Origin of the sequence: Achromobacter deleyi (assembly GCF_902859705.1) — a bacterium.
Lineage (GTDB): Bacteria > Pseudomonadota > Gammaproteobacteria > Burkholderiales > Burkholderiaceae_B > Achromobacter > Achromobacter deleyi.
Genome location: NZ_CADIJO010000003.1, coordinates 151,719 through 170,541 on the forward strand (window position 1 = coordinate 151,719; position 18,823 = coordinate 170,541).

Consider the following 18,823-nt stretch of genomic DNA (forward strand, 5'->3'; position numbering starts at 1 on the left):
AAGCCAGTGCCTGCTCGCGCCGCCCATCACCGCCCCCTCCCCCCTGACTGCGAACCATTAGAAAACCAATCTCCAACAGCGCGAAGCGCCACAGCAACACTTTCCAGCAACGCAATGCCAAACGTGGCCGCCCGCGCGGCCGCGGCTTGGCGACCCTGTAGATTTCATGCCCTGAACACGGGTCTAACGACGCAACGAACCCAGACGCGCGTAGCCCGTCGTGCAGGGCTTCGTGGCGGCGGGCAACCTCGATGCGCCCGAGGGAATCCGTAGGGAGCCGAAGGCGTACGAGGATGACGAAGGGGAAGTCCGGCGCCGGCGCGCCGGACCGCAATCGTGGGCGCCCGCTGCCACGAAGCCCTGCACGACGGGCGACCTACGAAGATCACAACTACCGCGAATAAGCCGAAAACTTAGACTTCGAAATAGAAGTCGCCGCCACCTGCACATGCTGCGCCAATTCAGCCTCGACTCGTGCCACGGTCCACCGCGTCGTCGGCACAGAAATATTGATAGCAGCCACCGCCAACCCTCGATGGTCTATCACTGGCGCCGCCACCGAAATATCCCCAAGCACCGTTTCGTTCACGATGATTGCGTAACCCTTCTCGGCCACGCGTTGCGCGCGTTCCAGCAGCTTTTCGGGGTTCACCTCTGTGTAGGGGGTGATGGGGTCCAGGCGGGTTTGGGACAGGATTTCGCGGCGCTGCTCGTCTGACAGGCGGGAGAGGATGGCCGTGCCAGATGCCGTGAAATAGGCCGGCAGGCGGCTGCCTACGGCGATGTCCACGTTGACCAGGTGGTGGCCGGGGAAGCGGGCCACGAATACGATTTCGTGGCCGTCCAGCTCTTGCAGGTTCGTCGTTTCGCCCAGCGTGCGGCTGATGTCCAGCAGGTAGGGCGACGCCTTGTCGATCAGCTCGTTCGCGCGCACATAGTTGTACGAGAATTGCAGCACCTTCGGCGTCAGGCCGTAATTGCGCGTGTCGGGAATGCGGCGCAGATAGCCCAGCGTTTCAAGCGTGTAGACCAGGCGTTGCGTTGCACTGCGGTCCAGGCCCGATGCGCGGGCGATGTCGGCCAGCGTCATGTGGCGCTTCGGGCCGTCGAATGCGTGCAGCACCTGGAAGGCTTTTTCGGTAGAGCCTACGAATAGCGAGGACCGGGTTTCGGTCGTTGCCTGCGTCTTGTCCGTATCGTCGGGCTTGCGGTTGGGCACGGGAAACAGCCTATTCAGTGAAGGAACGTGCACGGGCCGGGGGCGCGCGATGCCGTCTTGCCGGCAGCGACCGCGCGAAGTGCACACTATTTAATTGTAATTCAATTATTAATAGCGAATTCCAATGACTTAATAGCTCGGTTCGCCGCGCCCTACCCTGCCAACGGCACCCCCGGCTGGCTGGCCGAACGCGTGCCCGGCAACGGGTGACAAGATTGCGGGTGATACGTATGCACCACCGACAGCTTCACGCGGTCGCTGCGGTTGCCTTGGGCGGCGTGCAGCGTGCGGCAATGGAAGAACACCACGTCGCCCGCTTGCAGTTCGGGACAGACGGCGCGTGCGATCCAGTCCGCGTTTTCCGGCGCGTCGTCGCGGAAGAATTTCTTGTCGTCGAATTGCCGCGTCTGAAACGCCGCCGCGTGCGAACCGGGGATGAACGACAGGCCGCCGTTTTCGCGCATCTCGGGCCCCAGGGCCAGCCAACAGGACACCAGGTCCGTGTCGGAAAAAGACCAGTAGCGGATGTCCTGGTGCCAGCCCGTCAGGCTGCCGTAGGCCGGATGCTTCGTCATCACGCAGTTGTGGTGCACCGTCGACAGCAGCGGCGCTTCGCCGAAATAGCGCGCCAGCGACTGGCCGATGCGGGGGTCCGTGGCCCATTGCGCGTAGAGCGGGTCGCGCGCGTAGGCGTTGAGCAGGCGCCGCACCGTCAGGCCGCCTTCGGCCGTGCGAGACTCGGGCGCGCCGGGGTAGCGCAGATCCGCTTCGTATTCGATGGGCGCCACGTGGTCGTGCAGATGGCGTTCGGACAGCGCGCGCAGCGCCTGGACCTGCGCCGCGTCCACGAACTGGCGCGCCACGAAAAAGCCCTGCTCGCGCAGGACCGCTAACTCTTCATCTTGCAGTGACCCGGACATCTCGACCCTCACACCCCGCGGCGTAAGCTGCAAAGCGTCTGCGCACACGGCAGGCGCGTGCCGGGCAAGGCGCCGGCGAGCGCGGGGAGAGCTAGATTACCAAATGTGCGGGCCGGACCGTTATCAGAAATGCGGCCGCAATCCTGGGAAGAAGGCGGCCGTCGGCGCTACGAGGATCGGCATTCAATCAGGCCCGTGCCTGCGCGTTCGAATAACCGGCGCAAGGACTCAGGTTGCCGTCAACCCGCCGGTGTCTTGTCGGGGGCCTCGGCGGCCCGCAAGCGTGCGGTGTCGCGTTCGACTTCTTCGTGGTGCACCCATTCGCGCCACACCGCCACCAGCAGCGCCATCAGCACCGGGCCCACGAACAGGCCCACGATGCCCATGGTCTTGACGCCGCCCACCAGGCCGAAGAACGTCGGCAGGAACGGCAGCTTGACCGGGCCGCCCACCAGGCGCGGACGCAGCGTCTTGTCGACGATGAAAAGCTCGACGCTGCCCCAGACCATCAGCGCGATGCCCGCCACCACATGGCCCGAGCCCACCAGGTACAGCGACACCAGCGTGAACGACAGCGGTGCACCGCCCGGGATCAGCGCCATGAATCCGGTCACCACGCCCAGCAGCACCGGCGACGGCACGCCCGCCACCCAGTAGGCGATGCCCAGCACCAGGCCTTCGCCCAGCGCGATCAGGCCCATGCCCGTGACGGTGGAATTGATCGTGGCCGGCACCACGCGCGAAAAGCGCTGCCAGCGCGCGGGCAGGATGCGTTCGCCCAGCACGTCCAGTTGGGCCACCATGCGCACGCCGTCCTTGTAGACGAAGAACAGCGTGATCAGCATGAACAATACGGTCAGCAGCAACTGGAACACGTTGCCCGTGGCGGCCAGCACCATGCGGTAGATGTTGCCCAGGTGTTCGCCGCTGACGGCTTCGACCAGCGCGCCCAGCGCGTGGGGCTGGCCGATATAGGCTTCCCAATACTCACCCAGGCGGTCGCCCACCACGGGCATCGAGGTGATCCAGGCGGGGACGGCCACGCCGTGCCGATTGGCCGCGATGGCCCAGGCAAAAAAGGTGCTGGCTTCCTTGATGGCGTACGACAGCGCCAGCGACAGCGGCACGATCAGCACCACGATGACCACCAGCAGCGCCAGCGAGGCGGCCAGCATCGTGCGGCCGCCGCAGCGGTCGACCAGGCGCCGATACAGGGGCCAGCTGGCCAGGCCGATGATCAGCGCGGCCAGCGCGGGCACCAGGAATCCGCTAAGGAAATACACCCCCGCCAGCAGGACGAGGAGCAAAAGCCAACGGGCGATCAGGTAAGCGGGAAGTACAGGCTGCATAGAAGATCGACAGTGAATGCGTTTAGGCTTTGACTGTCGGACTATACATACGTTTCACGAAATACGAGGGACGCAAGCCCTGTATTTACTACGGGGTTTCCCGCGTTTTCGACGCTTTTGCCGACTACAACGCGTACTCGGCAGCCTCTTCCCGGGCGGTGCGGCGGCGCGGGGGCATTTCGGGCGAATTGGCAGCGGCCACGCCCGCCACGGCCATCTGCTTGGCCTGGCTGATCTGGCGTTGCTGGAACACGCCGCAGCTGACGGCGGCCGGATCGGTTTCGTCGCGGCCGCTCAAGAGCGGGCAGCTGGCGAACAATTCGGCGACCCAGTCGGCAAATGCCCGCACCTTGGGCGACAACTGGCGGCTTTGCGGGTACAGCACCGAGATTGCCGTGGTGCTGGGTTTCCACTGAGGCAGCACTTCGATCAGCTCGCCCGATTGCAGATACGGCAGCGCCATGTAGCGCGGCGTCTGGATCAGGCCAAAGCCCTTCAGGCCGCAGTCCAGGTAGGCGCCGGCTTCGTTCACGGCAACCGTGCCGCGCATGTCGACTTCCTGGTGCTTGCCGTCGATCTTGAAGTCCCAGGGGCAATTGCGGCCGCTGCGGCTGGAGAAATAGTGCACCGCGTGGTGGTCGCGCAGGTCTTCGATGGTCTGCGGCATGCCGTGGCGCGCCACGTAGGTGGGCGACGCGCAGGTGACCGTCTGCAAGGTGCCGATACGGCGCGCGACCAGGCTGGAATCTTCGAGGTCGCCGGCGCGGATGACGCAGTCCACGGCCTCTTGCACCATATCCACGGGGCGGTCGCCCAGGCCGAGCACCAGCTCGACGTCCGGGTATTTGTCGTGAAAATCACACAATGACGGGATTAGAATCAGCCGCCCGATACACGTGGGCACGTCGATGCGCAGGCGCCCCTTCAGGCGCAGGGCCGCTTCCTGGAAGCAGGCCTCGGTTTCTTCGACGTCGGCCAGAATGCGCACGCAGTGCTGGTAATAGCCCGCGCCGTCGGGCGTCAGGCCGATACGGCGCGTGGTGCGGTTGAGCAATCGCACGCCCAGCAGGCGTTCGAGATTCTGGATGATGGTCGTGACGGTGGTGCGCGGAAGCGAGAGGCTGTCGGCCGCCCGGGTGAAGCTATTGGCATCCACGACGCGCACAAACACCTGCATAGCCTGAAAACGGTCCATGGCGACGGTGTCCTATTAGGGCAGTTGGTCGGGGTGTACGGAGCATAACGCGTTTCCGGCCGGGATTAGACAAATCTACCGAACAGTGTTGCCGAACAACACATGTTTATCCGCTCGGGCAAAACACTCAGAATTCAAACCATCTTGAAGTGCCCGTGCCGCCCGGCGCCATCAAAGGGCCTGTCAATCCTCAGATTCCGACCACGCGAGAGCTCGTCCCCCAAAGACACTCTCAGCCAAGGGAAACGTAACAGTGTTGCATGCTGCACCGCAGTATGACATCGGTGTTTCAGGACTGACAGACCCGCCGCGATGCCGCCCCCGCCGCCACCCGCCCCCCTCGCGGTCCCCGGCAAGTGCGCTTCACCCCGACACCACCCTCAAGGAACATCATGGTTTCGCGTAATCGTATTGCTGTGCTCGTCGTTTTCGCGGCCGTCATTGCGGCCGGCGGTAGCTACGCCCTGTTTCGCGCCCCTGCCGGCGCCAATGCTGCCCAGGCGCAAGGCGCCCCGGCGGCGCCTCCCGTCGAAGTGGCCGAAGTGGTCAGCAAGACCATTGTCGACTGGCAGCGGTATTCCGGCCGACTGGAAGCCATCGACCGCGTGGACATCCGTCCGCTGGTCTCCGGCACCCTGACCGCCGTGCACTTCCAGGACGGCAGCATCGTCAAGAAGGGCGACGTCCTGTTCACCATCGACCCGCGCCCTTACGCGGCCGAAGTGGACCGCGCCGCCGCTGCCCTGACCGCCGCCAAGGCCCGCGCCTCGTACACGGCCACGGAACTGGCCCGCGGCCAGCGCCTGTTGACCGACAACGCCATCGCCCGCCGCGACTTCGAGGAAAAGCAGAACGCCGCCCGCGAAGCCGCCGCCAACTTGCAAGGCGCCCAAGCCGCACTGGACTACGCCAAGCTGAACCTGGGCTACACCCGCATCGAAGCCCCGGTCGCCGGCCGCGTGTCGCGCGCGGAAGTCACGGTGGGCAACGTGGTCGCCGCCGGCGCCACCTCGGTGCCGCTGACGACGCTGGTGTCGGTCTCGAAGATGTACGCCTCGTTCGACGTCGATGAGCAGACCTTCCTGAAGTACGTGAACCCCGCCCGCAATGGCAAGGCCGGCTCGGTGCCGGTCGAGCTGGGCCTGGCCAACGAGGAAGGCTATTCGCGCACCGGCTTCGTGCAATCGGTGGACAACCGCCTGGACGCCACGTCCGGCACCATCCGCGTGCGCGCCGAGTTCGATAACGCCGACGGTTCGCTCCTGCCCGGCCTGTACGCCCGCATCCGCCTGGGCGGCAGCGATCCGCGCAGCGCCGTGCTGATCGACGAAAAGGCCATCGGCACCGACCAGGACAAGCGCTACGTGCTGGTGCTGGACGACAAGAACCACGCCAACTACCGCCAGATCAAGCTGGGCGCCAACCAGGAAGGCCTGCGGGTCGTGGATTCCGGCCTGGCCCCTGGCGACCGCATCGTGGTCAACGGCCTGCAGCGCGTACGCCCCGGCGACGCCGTCAGCCCGACCGTGGTGCCCATGGTCACGGCCCAGCGCAACCCGGTCAAGACCGCATCGGCCAACGCCAACTAAGCGGCCGGTGACAAGACAAGCAGAACGAGAACGTTCATGAATATCTCGAAATTCTTCATCGACCGGCCGATCTTCGCCGGGGTGTTGTCAATATTGGTGCTGCTGGGCGGCCTGCTGGCCATGTTCCAGCTGCCCATCTCGGAATACCCGGAAGTGGTGCCGCCGTCCGTGGTGGTGCGCGCGCAGTATCCGGGCGCCAACCCCAAGGTCATCGCCGAAACCGTCGCCTCGCCGCTGGAGGAATCCATCAACGGCGTGGAAAACATGCTGTACATGCAGTCGCAGGCCAACAGCGACGGCAACCTGACGCTGACGGTCAACTTCAAGCTGGGCGTGGACCCGGACAAGGCGCAGCAGCTGGTGCAGAACCGCGTGTCGCAGGCGCTGCCGCGCCTGCCGCCGGACGTGCAGCGCCTGGGCGTCACGACGACCAAGAGCTCGCCCACGCTGACGCTGGTGGTGCACCTGATCTCGCCCAACGACCGCTACGACATCACCTACCTGCGCAACTACGCGATCCTGAACGTCAAGGACCGCCTGGCGCGCATTACCGGGGTGGGCGAAGTGACGGTGTGGGGTTCGGGCAACTACTCCATGCGCGTCTGGCTCGACCCGCAAAAGGTCGCGCAGCGCGGCATGACGGCCAGCGAAGTGGTGGCCGCCATCCGCGAACAGAACGTGCAGGTCGCTGCCGGCGTGATCGGCGCGTCCCCCACCCAGGGCGACGTGCCGCTGCAGCTGAACGTGAACGCACGCGGCCGCTTGCAGACCGAAGAGGAATTCCGCGACATAATCCTGAAGACCTCGCCCGACGGCGCCGTGACGCACCTGTCGGACGTGGCCCGCGTGGAACTGGACGCGCAGGAATATGGCCTGCGTTCGCTGCTGGACAACAAGCAGGCGGTCGGCATGGGCATCATGCAGTCGCCGGGCGCCAACGCGCTGGACGTGTCGTCCAAGGTGCGCGCCGCCATGGCCGAGCTGGCCCAGGACTTCCCGCCGGGCGTGGAATACCGCATCGAATACGACCCGACCCAGTTCGTGCGTTCCAGTATCGAAGCCGTGGTGCACACGCTGCTGGAAGCCATCGCGCTGGTGGTGCTGGTGGTGATCCTGTTCCTGCAGACCTGGCGTGCGTCGATCATCCCGCTGCTGGCGGTGCCGGTGTCCATCGTCGGTACCTTCGGGCTGCTGCTGATGTTCGGCTATTCGATCAACGCGTTGTCGTTGTTCGGGATGGTGCTTGCCATCGGGATCGTGGTCGACGATGCGATCGTGGTGGTGGAAAACGTCGAACGCAACATTGCGGCGGGCTTGAGTCCACGCGATGCGACCTATCGCGCCATGCGTGAAGTCAGCGGCCCCATCATCGCCATCGCGCTGACGCTGTGCGCCGTGTTCGTGCCGCTGGCCTTCATGACCGGCCTGACCGGCCAGTTCTACAAGCAGTTCGCCATGACCATCGCCATTTCGACGGTGATCTCGGCCTTCAACTCGCTGACGCTGTCGCCGGCCCTGTCGGCCCTGCTGCTCAAGAGCCACCACGACAAGCCGGACTGGCTGACCCGGGGCATGAACCGCGTGTTCGGCCGCTTCTTCAACTGGTTCAACAACATGTTCGGCCGCGCCTCCGAGAACTACGGCGTGGGCGTGGCAGGCGTGATCCGCCGCAAGGCCGGCGCCATGGGCGTCTACGTAGTGCTGGTGGCGGCCACGATCGGGGTGTCGTACCTGGTGCCCGGCGGTTTCGTGCCGGCGCAGGACAAGCAGTACCTGATCGGCTTTACCCAGCTGCCCAACGGCGCGTCGCTGGACCGCACGGAAGAAGTGATCCGCCAGATGAGCGACATCGCCCTGAAGGAACCGGGCGTGCAAAGCGCGATCGCGTTCCCCGGCCTGTCGATCAACGGCTTCACCAACAGCTCCAGCGCGGGCATCGTGTTCGTGGCCCTGAAGCCGTTCGACGAACGCAAGGGCGCGGCGCTGTCCGGCAACGCCATCGCGGCGTCGCTGAACCAGAAGTTCGGCGCCATCCAGCAGGCGTTCATCGCCGTGTTCCCGCCCCCGCCGGTGCTGGGCCTGGGTACGCTGGGCGGCTTCAAGCTGCAACTGGAAGACCGCGCGGCGCTGGGCTATGCCGAGCTGGACAAGGCCAAGCAGGCCTTCCTGGCCAAGGCTCGCCAGACGCCTGAACTGGGCCCCGCGTTCTCGAGCTACGAGATCAACGTGCCGCAGCTGGACGTCGACCTGGACCGCGTGAAGGCCAAGCAGCTGGGCGTGCCGGTGACCGAAGTGTTCGACACCATGCAGATCTACCTGGGTTCCATGTATGTCAACGACTTCAACCGCTTCGGCCGCGTGTTCCAGGTGCGGGCCCAGGCTGATGCGCCGTTCCGCGCCCACGCCGACGACATCCTGCAGCTGAAGACCCGCAATGCCGCGGGCGACATGGTGCCGCTGTCGTCGCTGGTGACGGTGAAGCAGACGTTCGGTCCGGAAATGGTGGTGCGCTACAACGGCTACACCGCCGCCGACATCAACGGCGGCCCGGCCCCCGGCTATTCGTCGGACCAGGCGCAAGCCGCGGCCGAGCGCGTGGCGGCGGAAACCCTGCCGCGCGGCGTGAAGTTCGAATGGACGGACCTGACGTACCAGCAGATCCTGGCGGGCAACGCCGGCCTGTGGGTGTTCCCGATCAGCGTGCTGCTGGTGTTCCTGGTGCTGGCGGCGCTGTACGAAAGCCTGACGCTGCCGCTGGCCGTGATCCTGATCGTGCCGATGAGCATCCTGGCCGCGCTGACAGGCGTGTACCTGACGGGCAACGACAACAACATCTTCACGCAGATCGGCTTGATGGTGCTGGTGGGGCTGTCGGCGAAGAACGCGATTCTTATCGTGGAGTTCGCCCGCGAGCTGGAAATGAACGACGGCCGCTCCCCGCTGGAAGCCGCCATCGAGGCCAGCCGCCTGCGTCTGCGCCCGATCCTGATGACGTCCATCGCGTTCATCATGGGGGTCGTGCCGCTGGTGCTGTCGTCGGGCGCAGGCTCGGAAATGCGCCATGCCATGGGTGTCGCGGTGTTCTTCGGGATGCTGGGCGTGACGTTGTTCGGCCTGTTCCTGACGCCGGTGTTCTACGTGCTGCTGCGTTCGATGAGCGGCAAGACGCTGCACTCGGCCGCGCAGCATGAAGCGCCGGTGTGCGTGCCGCACATCGACCCGAACGCGCCGCCCGCCACGCAGCACAACGCCTGAGCCAGCCTGGAAAAATAGCCAGCGCGCCCCGTCTTGAACGGCGGGGCGCGCGCCCAAGAGAATCGTCATGAAGACCAAAAGACTGATCCGCGGTTCCGCCCTGCTTGCCGTCCTGCTCGTGCTGGCCGGCTGCGCGGTGGGCCCGACTTATGAACGGCCCGCGGCCGCCGCGCCGGCGGCCTACAAGGAAGCCGCCCTGCCCGCTTCGGAAGCGGGCACCTGGAAGGCCGCCGAGCCGTCGGAAGACGCGCTGCGGGGCGCCTGGTGGAAGGTGTTCGGCGACGAAGGCCTGAACCAATTGCAGGACGAGGCCCAAAAGGCCAACCAGAACCTGCAGGCCGCCGCGGCTCGCCTGAAGCAGGCCCGCGCGCTGCAACGCGAGGCGCGCGCCGGCTTCTTCCCGAGCCTGGACGCGGCCTTCGGCCCCAGCCGCCAACGCCCGTCGGCCGTGTCGCAAGGCCTGCCGGACGGCACGCCGACGAGCCCGAGCACGACCTGGCGCGCACAAGGCACGGTGTCTTATGAAGCCGACCTGTTCGGCCGCGTGGCTTCGACGTCGGACGCAGCGACGGCAGACGCGCAGCAAAGCGAGGCGCTGTACCGCTCGGTGCTGCTGGCGTTGCAAGCCGACGTGGCAAGCACGTATTTCCTGGTGCGCGAGCAAGACGCAGAATCGGCGCTGTACAACCAGACGGTGAAGCTGCGCACGGACACGCTGCAGCTGATCCAGCGCCGCTACGATGCGGGCGATATCAGCGAGTTGGACCTGGCCCGCGCCAAGGCAGAACTGGCCTCGGCGCAATCGGAAGCGCTGGGCATCGACCGCCGCCGCGCGGCGGGCGAGCATGCGCTGGCAGTGCTGCTGGGCCGCGCGCCGTCTGAATTCACGATGCCGCCGCAACCGATCCAGAAGGTGGCCCTGTCGATCCCGGCAGGCCTGCCATCGACGCTGCTGGAACGCCGTCCGGACATCGCGGCCGCCGAACGCGCGATGGCGGCAGCAAACTCGCGAGTGGGCGCAGCCAAGTCGGCATTCTTCCCGCGTCTGGATATCACGGGCGCATTCGGCTACGAATCATCGGAACTGGGCAACCTGTTCCAATGGTCAAGCCGCACGTTCCTCTTGGGCCCGCTGGTAGGCGCCGCGCTGTCGATGCCGATCTTCGACGGCGGCCGCCGCCAGGCCGGCCTGGACCGCGCCCGCGCAGTCTACGAGGAAGACGTGGCGGTATACCGCCAAACGGTCCTGAACGCGTTCCGCGAGGTGGAAGACAATCTGGCAAATCTGCGAATCCTGGCGGACCAGACGCGGGCGCAAGATGCAGCAGTGGAAGCATCGGCGCGGGCGGCGAAGCTGTCGCATACGCAATACCGTGAAGGTTCGATCAGCTATCTGGATGTGATCGAGGCTGACCGTAGTGTGCTGTTGCAGCAGCGGGTTGCGGTGCAGTTGAGTGGTGAGCAGGCGCGGTCGGCTGTGGATCTGATTCGGGCGATTGGGGGCGGGTGGGGGAATCCTGTGCCTGATGCTGTTGCTGCTAATCCTTGAGTGTTTGTTTGGATGGTGGGCCCTGCGGGAAGTAGTTCCTGCGGGGTCTTTTTTTTGGCGGTGATTTGATGTTTGGGCAGAGGGGTGGGCTTCGTAGGTCGCCCGTCGCGGGGGTGGCTTGCGGAGTGGGCGCCCACGATTGCGGTCCGGAGCCTTCGCTCCGGACTTCCCCCTCGTCATCTTCGTCCGCCTTCGGCTCCCTTCAGATTCCCTCGGGCGCATCGAGGTTGCCCACTCCGCAAGCCACCCCCGCGCCGGGCTACGCGTGTCTCGGTTCGTTGCGCTGCTAGACCTGTGGTCAGGGCATGAGATCTACAGGGTCGCCAAGCCGCGGCCGCGCGGGCGGCCACGTTTGGCATTCGTGTTGCTGAAAGTGTTGCGGGGGCGCTTCGCGCTGTTGGAGATTGGTTTTCTATTGGGTCCCACATCGTGGGGGTGGGGCGGTGATGGGCGGCGCGGCAAGGTCCTGCTTGCGCATGCTGACTGTCTCGCGCGCCGCCCATCGGGCGCTGCTCATTCATGTCGAACGCCACGGCATCCGCGCCGCTACAGGCCAACAGCATTGCTGATGCCACCAACCCCGCTACCCACACGCGAGAGCGGCATCGGCGCTCGCAAGACGCCGCGTAAGCTTCGTAAGGCCGCCCGCGCGGCCGGCACGAAGCGGGCACCGTCCCACCCCGCCCACCCCACTCTGACCGTGGCTACCATGCCAAGCACACCGCCCTCCCCAGAATCCGAAGCTAATCCACAGTGTGAGCGCTTGGCGGGGGCGGCTGGCAGAGGGCGGGGCGTGTAGATGCGCCCGAGGGAATCCGTAGGGAGCCGAAGGCGGACGAGGATGACGAAGGGGAAGTCCGGAGCGAAGGCTCCGGACCGCAATCGTAGCCCCGCCCTCTGCCAGCCGACCCCGCCAAGCGCGACTTAAGAACCAAAGCCAAGGCACACCAAAAACTCCCCCACGGTCCTACAATCACCGCCATGTCTACGACTCGCCTTTTCTACGCGCTCTGGCCTGACGCTCAGCTGGCCACCACGCTTGCCTCTTGGGCGGATCAAGCTCGGGCGCACGCGCAGGGGCGGGTCATGCGGACCGAGACCTTGCATATGACGTTGGCGTTTCTTGGGGCGGTTGACCAGGAGATTGCTGACGAATTGATTGATGCCACGCCCTACCATCGGTTGATTCCGGGGGCGGTGACCCTGGATCAGTACGGGGTTTTTGCGCGGCAGCGCATCTTGTGGGCGGGGCCCAGTCAGGTGCCGGATCTGTTGCAGGCGACTCATGATGGGTTGTGGCTGTGGTTGTCGGCGTTTGGGTTGGTGCCGCCGACGCAGCCCTTTCGGCCGCATGTGACCTTGCTGCGCAACATCGAGCAGGTCGAGCCGCCGGTGGCGGTGCCTGCGCCGCAGGTGTGGCGTTATGACCGGATGGTGCTGGTGGCGTCGGAGTCGTCTACGGGGGGCAGCCGCTATCGCGTGGTGGCCCAGTCGCGGCCGCAGCCGGTTTAGGCGTCGCCTGGGTCTGGGTAGGCGCGGCTGACTGGCCTTGACGCACTCTGGCACAATCGAGCGCGTCGCAACGACTTAGGATCTTCATGATCATCCTGCTCGACCAAGACGGCGTGCTCGCCGACTTCGAACATGCGTTTATCGATGCCTGGCACGAGCGTCATCCCGATATTGCGCCGGTGGCGTTTGAAGACCGCAAGTCTTTCTACATTCGTGAAGACTATGCGCCGGAACTGCGCGGTATGGCCGAGGCCATCTATACGGCGCCGGGGTTCATTCGCAATCTGCCTCCCGTTCCGGGGGCGCTGGATGCGGTGAAGGAATTGCTGGCGTTGGGCATGGATGTGCGCATCTGCACGTCGCCGTTGTCGCAATTCGAGAACTGCGTGGCCGAGAAGTATCTGTGGGTGGAAAAGCACCTGGGGCGCGAGGCGACCAACCGGCTGATCCTGACCAAGGACAAGACGCTGGTGCAGGGCGACCTGCTGATCGATGACAAGCCGCTGATCCAGGGGGCGGTCAAGCCGCGCTGGAAGCATATTCTGTTCGATGCACCCTACAACCGGGGGGTTACCGACCGGCCGCGCATCAACTGGAGCAACTGGCGCAACGTGCTGGCCGGGGAGCTTTATACCGCGGACGAATGACATCGGATGGGTGGCCAATCCGGGCCTGTTCAGCCGTCATGTTTTAGGACTATTCTGTGGTGCTGTATCCCCATTTCCTGGAGGAGCCTGCACCATGAATCTGCACCGTCTGCTCAAGCAGCGAGAAGCCGACCACAAGCCCTTGCGCGTAGCGCTGCTGGGCGCCGGGAAGTTTGGCGCGATGTTCATGAGCCAGGCTCCGCGCACGCCGGGCATGCGCCTGGTGGCGGTGGCTGACCTGGCGCCCGACCGCGCCCGCGCGGCGCTGACCCGGGTGGGGTGGCCGGCGACGGCGCTCAATGCGGCCAGCGTCAATGACGCGTTCAAGAACGGCAAGGTGTATTTCAGCGACGACCCGTACGCGGTCATCGCCAGCCCGGATGTCGATATCGTCATCGATGCTACCGGCCAGGCGGCCGCGGGCATCGGGCACGTGCTGGCCTGCTGCGAACATGGCAAGCACATCATCATGGTCAATGTCGAAGCCGACTCTCTGGCGGGGCCGTTGCTGGCCAGGCGCGCCCGCGAGGCGGGCATTGTGTATTCGCTGGCCTATGGCGACCAGCCGGCGTTGATCTGCGAAATGGTGGACTGGGCGCGCGCCAGTGGCTTCGAGGTCATGGCGGCGGGCAAGGGCACCAAGTATCTGCCCGAATTCCATACGTCGACGCCGGATACCGTGTGGCCGTACTACGGCTTTACCGCCGAAATGGTGGCGGCCGGCGACTTCAATGCGCAGATGTTCAACAGCTTCCTCGATGGCACCAAGAGCGCCATCGAAATGGCGGCGGTATCCAATGCCACGGGGCTGTTGCCGTCGCCGTCGGGGCTGCACTTTCCGCCTTGCGGGGTGGATGACCTGGCGCGGGTGCTGCGGCCGCGCGAAGACGGCGGCATCCTGCATCATCGCGGGCAGGTCGAGGTGATTTCCTCACTTGAGCGCGATGGGCGGCCGGTGTTTCGCGACCTGCGCTGGGGCGTGTACGTGACGCTGGCGGCCGATAGCGATTATGTGCGCCGCTGCTTCAAGGAATACGGGCTGGTCACCGACCCCGGCGGTAACTACACCGCCATGTACAAGCCCTATCACCTGATCGGGCTGGAACTGGGCATCAGCGTGGCCAGCGTGGGATTGCGCCGCGAACCCACGGGTGCGCCGGCCGGCTGGCACGGCGACGTGGTGGCCACGGCCAAGCGCGATCTGCAGGCCGGGCAACTGCTGGACGGCGAAGGCGGCTACACGGTGTACGGCCGCTTGATGCCGGCGCGCGATTCGGTCGAAGAAGGCTACCTGCCGCTGGGGCTGTCGCACCAGGTCAAGCTCAAGCACGCGGTGCGCCAGTCGCAGGCGATCCGCTGGAGCGACGTCGAATACGACGACCGCTCGCAGGCGGTGCAATTCCGCCGCGAGATGGAACAGACCTTCGCTTGAGGCCTGGCCTGCGGCGGTCGCTACAACGACTCGCCCGCCGCAGCGCGCTTATCCTTCCACGCCTAGCGGGTTCACACCGGCGCCGGCCGTTCCGCCTGGAACAGCCGCAGCCGGTCGGCCGCGTTGCGCAGATGCTGTTCGGCCGCGCGGCCCGCGGCGTCGGGATCGCCGTTTTCGATGGCGGCGAAGATCGCCTGGTGTTCGCTCTGCACCGCCGCCATGCGTTCGGCATACCGGCGCGCGGTGTTGTTGCGCGCGCTGCGGATGACGCGCCGCACATTGGCTTCCAGGTAGTCGTTCAGCGCCACCAGGTGCGGGTTGTGGGTGGCCTGCACGATGGACTGGTGGAACTGGTAGTCCTCTTCGTCGCCCAGCTTGTCGTTGATCAGCGCGTACTCCATGCCGACCAGCGCCTGGCGCATCTTTTTCAGGTCGGCGTCGGTGCGGCGCTGCGCGGCGTAGCGGGCCGCGGTGACTTCGATGGACAGCATCAGTTCCAGGATGTGTTCCAGGTCCTGGCTGTCGCCCGGGGACGGCGCGGCAATACGGAAGGCGTTGCGCTGGAAGTTCGGGTCGACGAAGACGCCGCTGCCTTGCTGCGACGTGATCAGGCCTTCGGACTTCAGGCGCGCCAGCGCCTCGCGCACCACGGCGCGGCTGACGGAGTAGATCTCGGTCAGTTGCTTTTCGGTGGGCAGGCGGTCGCCGGGCGCGAGCGCGCCCTGGCGGATCTGCTCGGCCAGCGCGTCGGCCACGCCCGCGGATAGCGAATGCTTGGGCGCGGCGCGTTGCGGGTCGGGGTCCCGCCGGTCCTGTTCGGATATGGGCTGCATGAGGTTCATTAAAACGTAAGGCGGCTCGCTGGGCGGCTGCCTTGGGTTATAGGAGTTTTCGACGTTTCACTGCGGCCGCGCCCTTGAAAATTATAGGATTTTGCCGGGTTGCAAGGGCACGGCGGTTTGAGACTTTACGCGATATAGATGCCGCCGTTGACCTGCATGACTTCGCCCGTGACGAAGCCCGCCAAGGGCGAGCACAGGAAGGCGATGGCGCCGGCGATTTCGTCGGCGGTGCCAAAGCGCTTGAGCGGGGTGCTTTCCAGCAACTGGGCGCCCTTCTGGCCGATCAGATCGTGGGTCATGGACGTGGCGATGATGCCGGGCGCCACCGCGTTCACGCGGATCTGCGGCGCCAGTTCCAGCGCCAGGCTGCGGGTGAAGCTCTGCACCGCGCCCTTGGACGCCGAATAGGCGGCGTGGGCGTAGCTGCCGCGCTGCGCGGCCAGCGAGGTCAGGAGCACCACCGAACCATTCTGGCGCAGGTGGCGCTGGGCGGCGCGGCAGACGTAGAAGGTGCCGTCCAGGTTCACGCCCATCAGCTTTTTCCAGGCCTCGTCGCTGGTGTCCTTGACCAGCTGTTCGGGGTAGATGCCGGCGCAGTGCACCAGGTGGTCCAGCCCGCCGAAGTGCTGCGCGGCGCGTTCCAGCACGCGGTCGCAGTCGGCCGAGGCCGCCACGTCCAGCGCATGGGTGTAGACCCGCTGGCCGCTGGCGTCCAGCTCGGCGGCCACCTCTTCCAGGCGCGCCTTGTCGATATCGGTCAGCACCAGCCGGGCGCCGTGTGCGGCCATCAGCCGCGCGGTCGCCAGACCGATGCCATTGCCCGCGCCAGTGATGGCCACTACCTGTCCTTCGAACGAAATCATGCTGTCTCCAAAGCTTTGTTCGAGCGGCCCGCGCCGGATCCCGGCGGCCGCCCACGAATTCGATTGAACCGCCGAATCCGTTGCTTGACACGGGAAAAACGCTTGCCCTATGATTTATCGGACAACTTAATAAAGTTGCCTGACAACTTGTGATGAAAGCGTAAATCAAGCCGCGCTTCCAGGCAAGGGCGTCAGCAAAAAGCACGGCCTAGGGCCGCAGGACAGGCAGGGGACAACCAGGTGGACATCACCGGCAGCACTACCGTATTCGCGATCGCGGCAGACCCGATCGCGCACGTCAGGACGCCCCAGCGGCTCAATGCCCTGCTGCGCGAGCGCGGCGTGGACGGCGTGATGGTCCCCTTCCACGTCAAGGCCGCCGCGCTGCCCGCCCTGTTCGCGGGCCTGCGCGGCCTGGCCAACCTGGGCGGCATCGTCGTGACCGTGCCGCACAAGGAAAGCGCCGCCGCCCTGTGCGATGCACTGACCCCGGCCGCGCAATTGATCGGCGCGGTCAACGCCGTGCGCCTGCAAGATGGCTGCCTGACCGGCGGCAACTTCGACGGCCTGGGCTTCGTGGCCGGCCTGCGCAGCCAGGGCCACGACCCGGCCGGACGCCACGTCTACCTGGCGGGCCTGGGCGGCGCCGGCAAGGCCATCGCCTGCGCCATCGCCGAGGCCGGCCCGGCCAGCCTCTGCCTGTACAACCGTTCGCCGGACAAGGCCGAGGCCCTGGCTGAACGCCTGGCGCGCCATTGCCCCGCGCTGGCCATCCGCGTGGGCGGCCCACGCCCCGAGGCCTGTGACATCGCGATCAACGCGACCTCGCTGGGCCTGGCCGACACCGATCCCCTGCCCTTCCAGCTGGACGCCCTGGCGCCCGGCACCGTCGTGGCCGACGCCGTGATGAGCCGCGTCGACACGCCGCTGCTGCGCGCCGCTGCCGCGCGCGGCTGCCGCACGCATCCCGGCCTGTACATGCTGGAAGGCCAGCTCACGGAAATTGCCCGCTTCCTGGGCATACAAGAGCCGCATCAAGCAGCTTGATTGATTCACGGACCCCACACTCCCGTCCCACGGAGGAGACACGCATGAAATTGGCTTTCACTACCGGCCTGCTGTGCCTGGCCGGCATTGCCGCATCCGCGCAGGCCGCGCCCGTCAAGATCGGCCTGATCGAAACGCTGTCGGGCCCGCAGGCCTCGACCGGCCTGATGTTCCGCGCTGCGGTCAAATATGAACTGGACCGCATCAATGCGGCCGGCGGCTGGAACGGCCAGCCGCTGGAACTGGTCGAATTCGACAACCAGGGCGGCCCGGTGGGCGCATCCGATCGCTTCCGCGCAGCGGCCGCCGAAGGCGTGCAGATCCTGGTGCAAGGCTCGTCGTCGGCCATATCGGGCCAGCTGACCGAAGACGTGCGCAAGCACAACCTGCGCAACCCGGGCAAGGAAGTCGTCTTCCTGAACGTCGGCGGCGAAGCCCTGGAACTGACGGGCCAGAAGTGCCACTTCTATCATTTCCGCTTCACCACCAATGCCGACCTGCGCGTGAAGGCGCTGGCCTCGGTCATGTCGGCCGACGGCACGCTGGGCAAGCGCGTGTACGCCATCAACCAGAACTATTCCTGGGGCCAGGACATGGAAGGCGCCACCGAGCGCTTTGCCAAGCAGTACGGCTATGAAGTGGTGGGCAAGACGCTGCACGAAGTCAACAAGATCCAGGACTTCGCGCCCTACGTGGCCCGCATCCGCGCAGCCACGCCGGACACCGTCATCACCGGCAACTGGTCCAACGACCTGCTGCTGCTCATGAAGGCCACGCAATCGGCCGGCCTGAAGGTGCGCTTTGCCACGGTGTTCCTGGACCAGGTGGGCAACCTGGCCAATGCAGGCGACGTGGCGCTGGGCCACTACATCGCCCACCCCTACAACATCGAAGCCGCGGGCGAAGACGGCGCCAAGTTCGCCGAAGACTACAAGGCCAAGACCGGCCACTACCCCAGCTACACCGAACCGCAGACCGTCATCGGCATCACCTTCCTGGGCGAAGCGCTCAAGCAGGTCCAACCCAAGGACGGCAAGCTGTCGGTACCGGACCTGGCCCGTGCGCTGGAAAAGGTCACCTACACCTCGCCGCTGGGCACCTATACCATGCGCGCCGAAGACCACCAGGTGCAACTGCCGATGGTGGTGTCCAAGGTCAGCAAGAACGCCAAGTACAAGGCCGATGGCACCGACATGGGCTTCGAGCCGGTCAAGGTGCTGGCCGCGGCGGACGTGTCCGCGCCGGTGCAGGCCACGTGCAAGATGGTGCGCCCGGACTGATGGACCCCGCCGCGGGCCGCAGGGCTCGCGGCGGCATCACAACAACGCTCACCGGCGCGGGGCCGGACAAAAACAGGGCGTGATGAATCGCCAGGTGCACAGCGCCTGGCGTGCAAGAATTTTG

At 65.9% G+C, this 18,823-nt stretch carries 14 protein-coding genes; 8 read left to right on the forward strand and 6 right to left on the reverse strand.

What is annotated here, in order from left to right:
* Positions 1–391 precede the first annotated feature (391 nt).
* From HV798_RS05695 to HV798_RS05710, 4 genes are all read right to left on the reverse strand, one after another.
* On the reverse strand, positions 392–1,219 hold the full coding sequence (locus tag HV798_RS05695) for an IclR family transcriptional regulator (protein WP_175191697.1): 828 nt from the start codon (positions 1,217–1,219) through the stop codon (positions 392–394).
* Positions 1,220–1,371: 152 nt separating this feature from the next.
* Positions 1,372–2,139, reverse strand: coding sequence for a phytanoyl-CoA dioxygenase family protein (locus HV798_RS05700; RefSeq protein ID WP_175191696.1), 768 nt, complete (start codon positions 2,137–2,139; stop codon positions 1,372–1,374).
* Between the two features lie 239 nt (positions 2,140–2,378).
* Positions 2,379–3,488 carry an AI-2E family transporter gene (locus HV798_RS05705; protein WP_175191695.1) on the reverse strand — a complete coding sequence of 370 codons (1,110 nt, stop codon included), beginning with the start codon at positions 3,486–3,488 and terminating at the stop codon, positions 2,379–2,381.
* A gap of 124 nt (positions 3,489–3,612) precedes the next feature.
* Positions 3,613–4,683 (reverse strand): LysR family transcriptional regulator, encoded by a 1,071-nt coding sequence (locus tag HV798_RS05710; protein WP_025138252.1) that lies wholly within the window; start codon positions 4,681–4,683, stop codon positions 3,613–3,615.
* A 392-nt stretch (positions 4,684–5,075) separates the two neighbouring features.
* On the opposite strand from HV798_RS05710, the gene HV798_RS05715 reads away from it, so the two are divergent.
* From HV798_RS05715 to HV798_RS05740, 6 genes are all read left to right on the forward strand, one after another.
* On the forward strand, positions 5,076–6,272 hold the full coding sequence (locus HV798_RS05715) for an efflux RND transporter periplasmic adaptor subunit (RefSeq protein WP_175191694.1): 1,197 nt from the start codon (positions 5,076–5,078) through the stop codon (positions 6,270–6,272).
* 36 nt (positions 6,273–6,308) lie between these two features.
* A complete protein-coding gene (locus tag HV798_RS05720) occupies positions 6,309–9,527 on the forward strand; it encodes an efflux RND transporter permease subunit (protein WP_175191693.1) in 3,219 nt (1,072 codons plus the stop codon).
* Between the two features lie 67 nt (positions 9,528–9,594).
* On the forward strand, positions 9,595–11,076 hold the full coding sequence (locus HV798_RS05725; protein WP_175191692.1) for an efflux transporter outer membrane subunit: 1,482 nt from the start codon (positions 9,595–9,597) through the stop codon (positions 11,074–11,076).
* Between the two features lie 981 nt (positions 11,077–12,057).
* On the forward strand, positions 12,058–12,588 hold the full coding sequence (thpR, locus tag HV798_RS05730; RefSeq protein WP_175191691.1) for an RNA 2',3'-cyclic phosphodiesterase: 531 nt from the start codon (positions 12,058–12,060) through the stop codon (positions 12,586–12,588).
* Positions 12,589–12,674: 86 nt separating this feature from the next.
* Positions 12,675–13,235: a 5'-3'-deoxyribonucleotidase gene (locus tag HV798_RS05735; protein WP_175191690.1), complete on the forward strand. Its 561-nt coding sequence runs from the start codon at positions 12,675–12,677 to the stop codon at positions 13,233–13,235.
* A 94-nt stretch (positions 13,236–13,329) separates the two neighbouring features.
* Positions 13,330–14,667, forward strand: coding sequence for an NAD(P)H-dependent oxidoreductase (locus tag HV798_RS05740; RefSeq protein ID WP_175191689.1), 1,338 nt, complete (start codon positions 13,330–13,332; stop codon positions 14,665–14,667).
* Between the two features lie 71 nt (positions 14,668–14,738).
* Here HV798_RS05740 and HV798_RS05745 read toward each other — a convergent pair whose 3' ends face one another.
* Both HV798_RS05745 and HV798_RS05750 read right to left on the reverse strand, forming a co-directional pair.
* Entirely contained in the window at positions 14,739–15,500 is a 762-nt protein-coding gene (locus HV798_RS05745) for a FadR/GntR family transcriptional regulator (protein ID WP_025138259.1), read from the reverse strand.
* A gap of 134 nt (positions 15,501–15,634) precedes the next feature.
* Positions 15,635–16,372: an SDR family NAD(P)-dependent oxidoreductase gene (locus tag HV798_RS05750; protein ID WP_025138260.1), complete on the reverse strand. Its 738-nt coding sequence runs from the start codon at positions 16,370–16,372 to the stop codon at positions 15,635–15,637.
* A gap of 240 nt (positions 16,373–16,612) precedes the next feature.
* Here HV798_RS05750 and HV798_RS05755 point away from each other — a divergent pair, with 240 nt between their 5' ends.
* Both HV798_RS05755 and HV798_RS05760 read left to right on the forward strand, forming a co-directional pair.
* A complete protein-coding gene (locus HV798_RS05755) occupies positions 16,613–17,419 on the forward strand; it encodes a shikimate dehydrogenase family protein (RefSeq protein WP_175191688.1) in 807 nt (268 codons plus the stop codon).
* 44 nt (positions 17,420–17,463) lie between these two features.
* Complete coding sequence (locus HV798_RS05760; protein ID WP_175191687.1) at positions 17,464–18,699, forward strand: branched-chain amino acid ABC transporter substrate-binding protein; 1,236 nt, start codon at positions 17,464–17,466, stop codon at positions 18,697–18,699.
* The last annotated feature ends 124 nt before the right edge of the window (positions 18,700–18,823 follow it).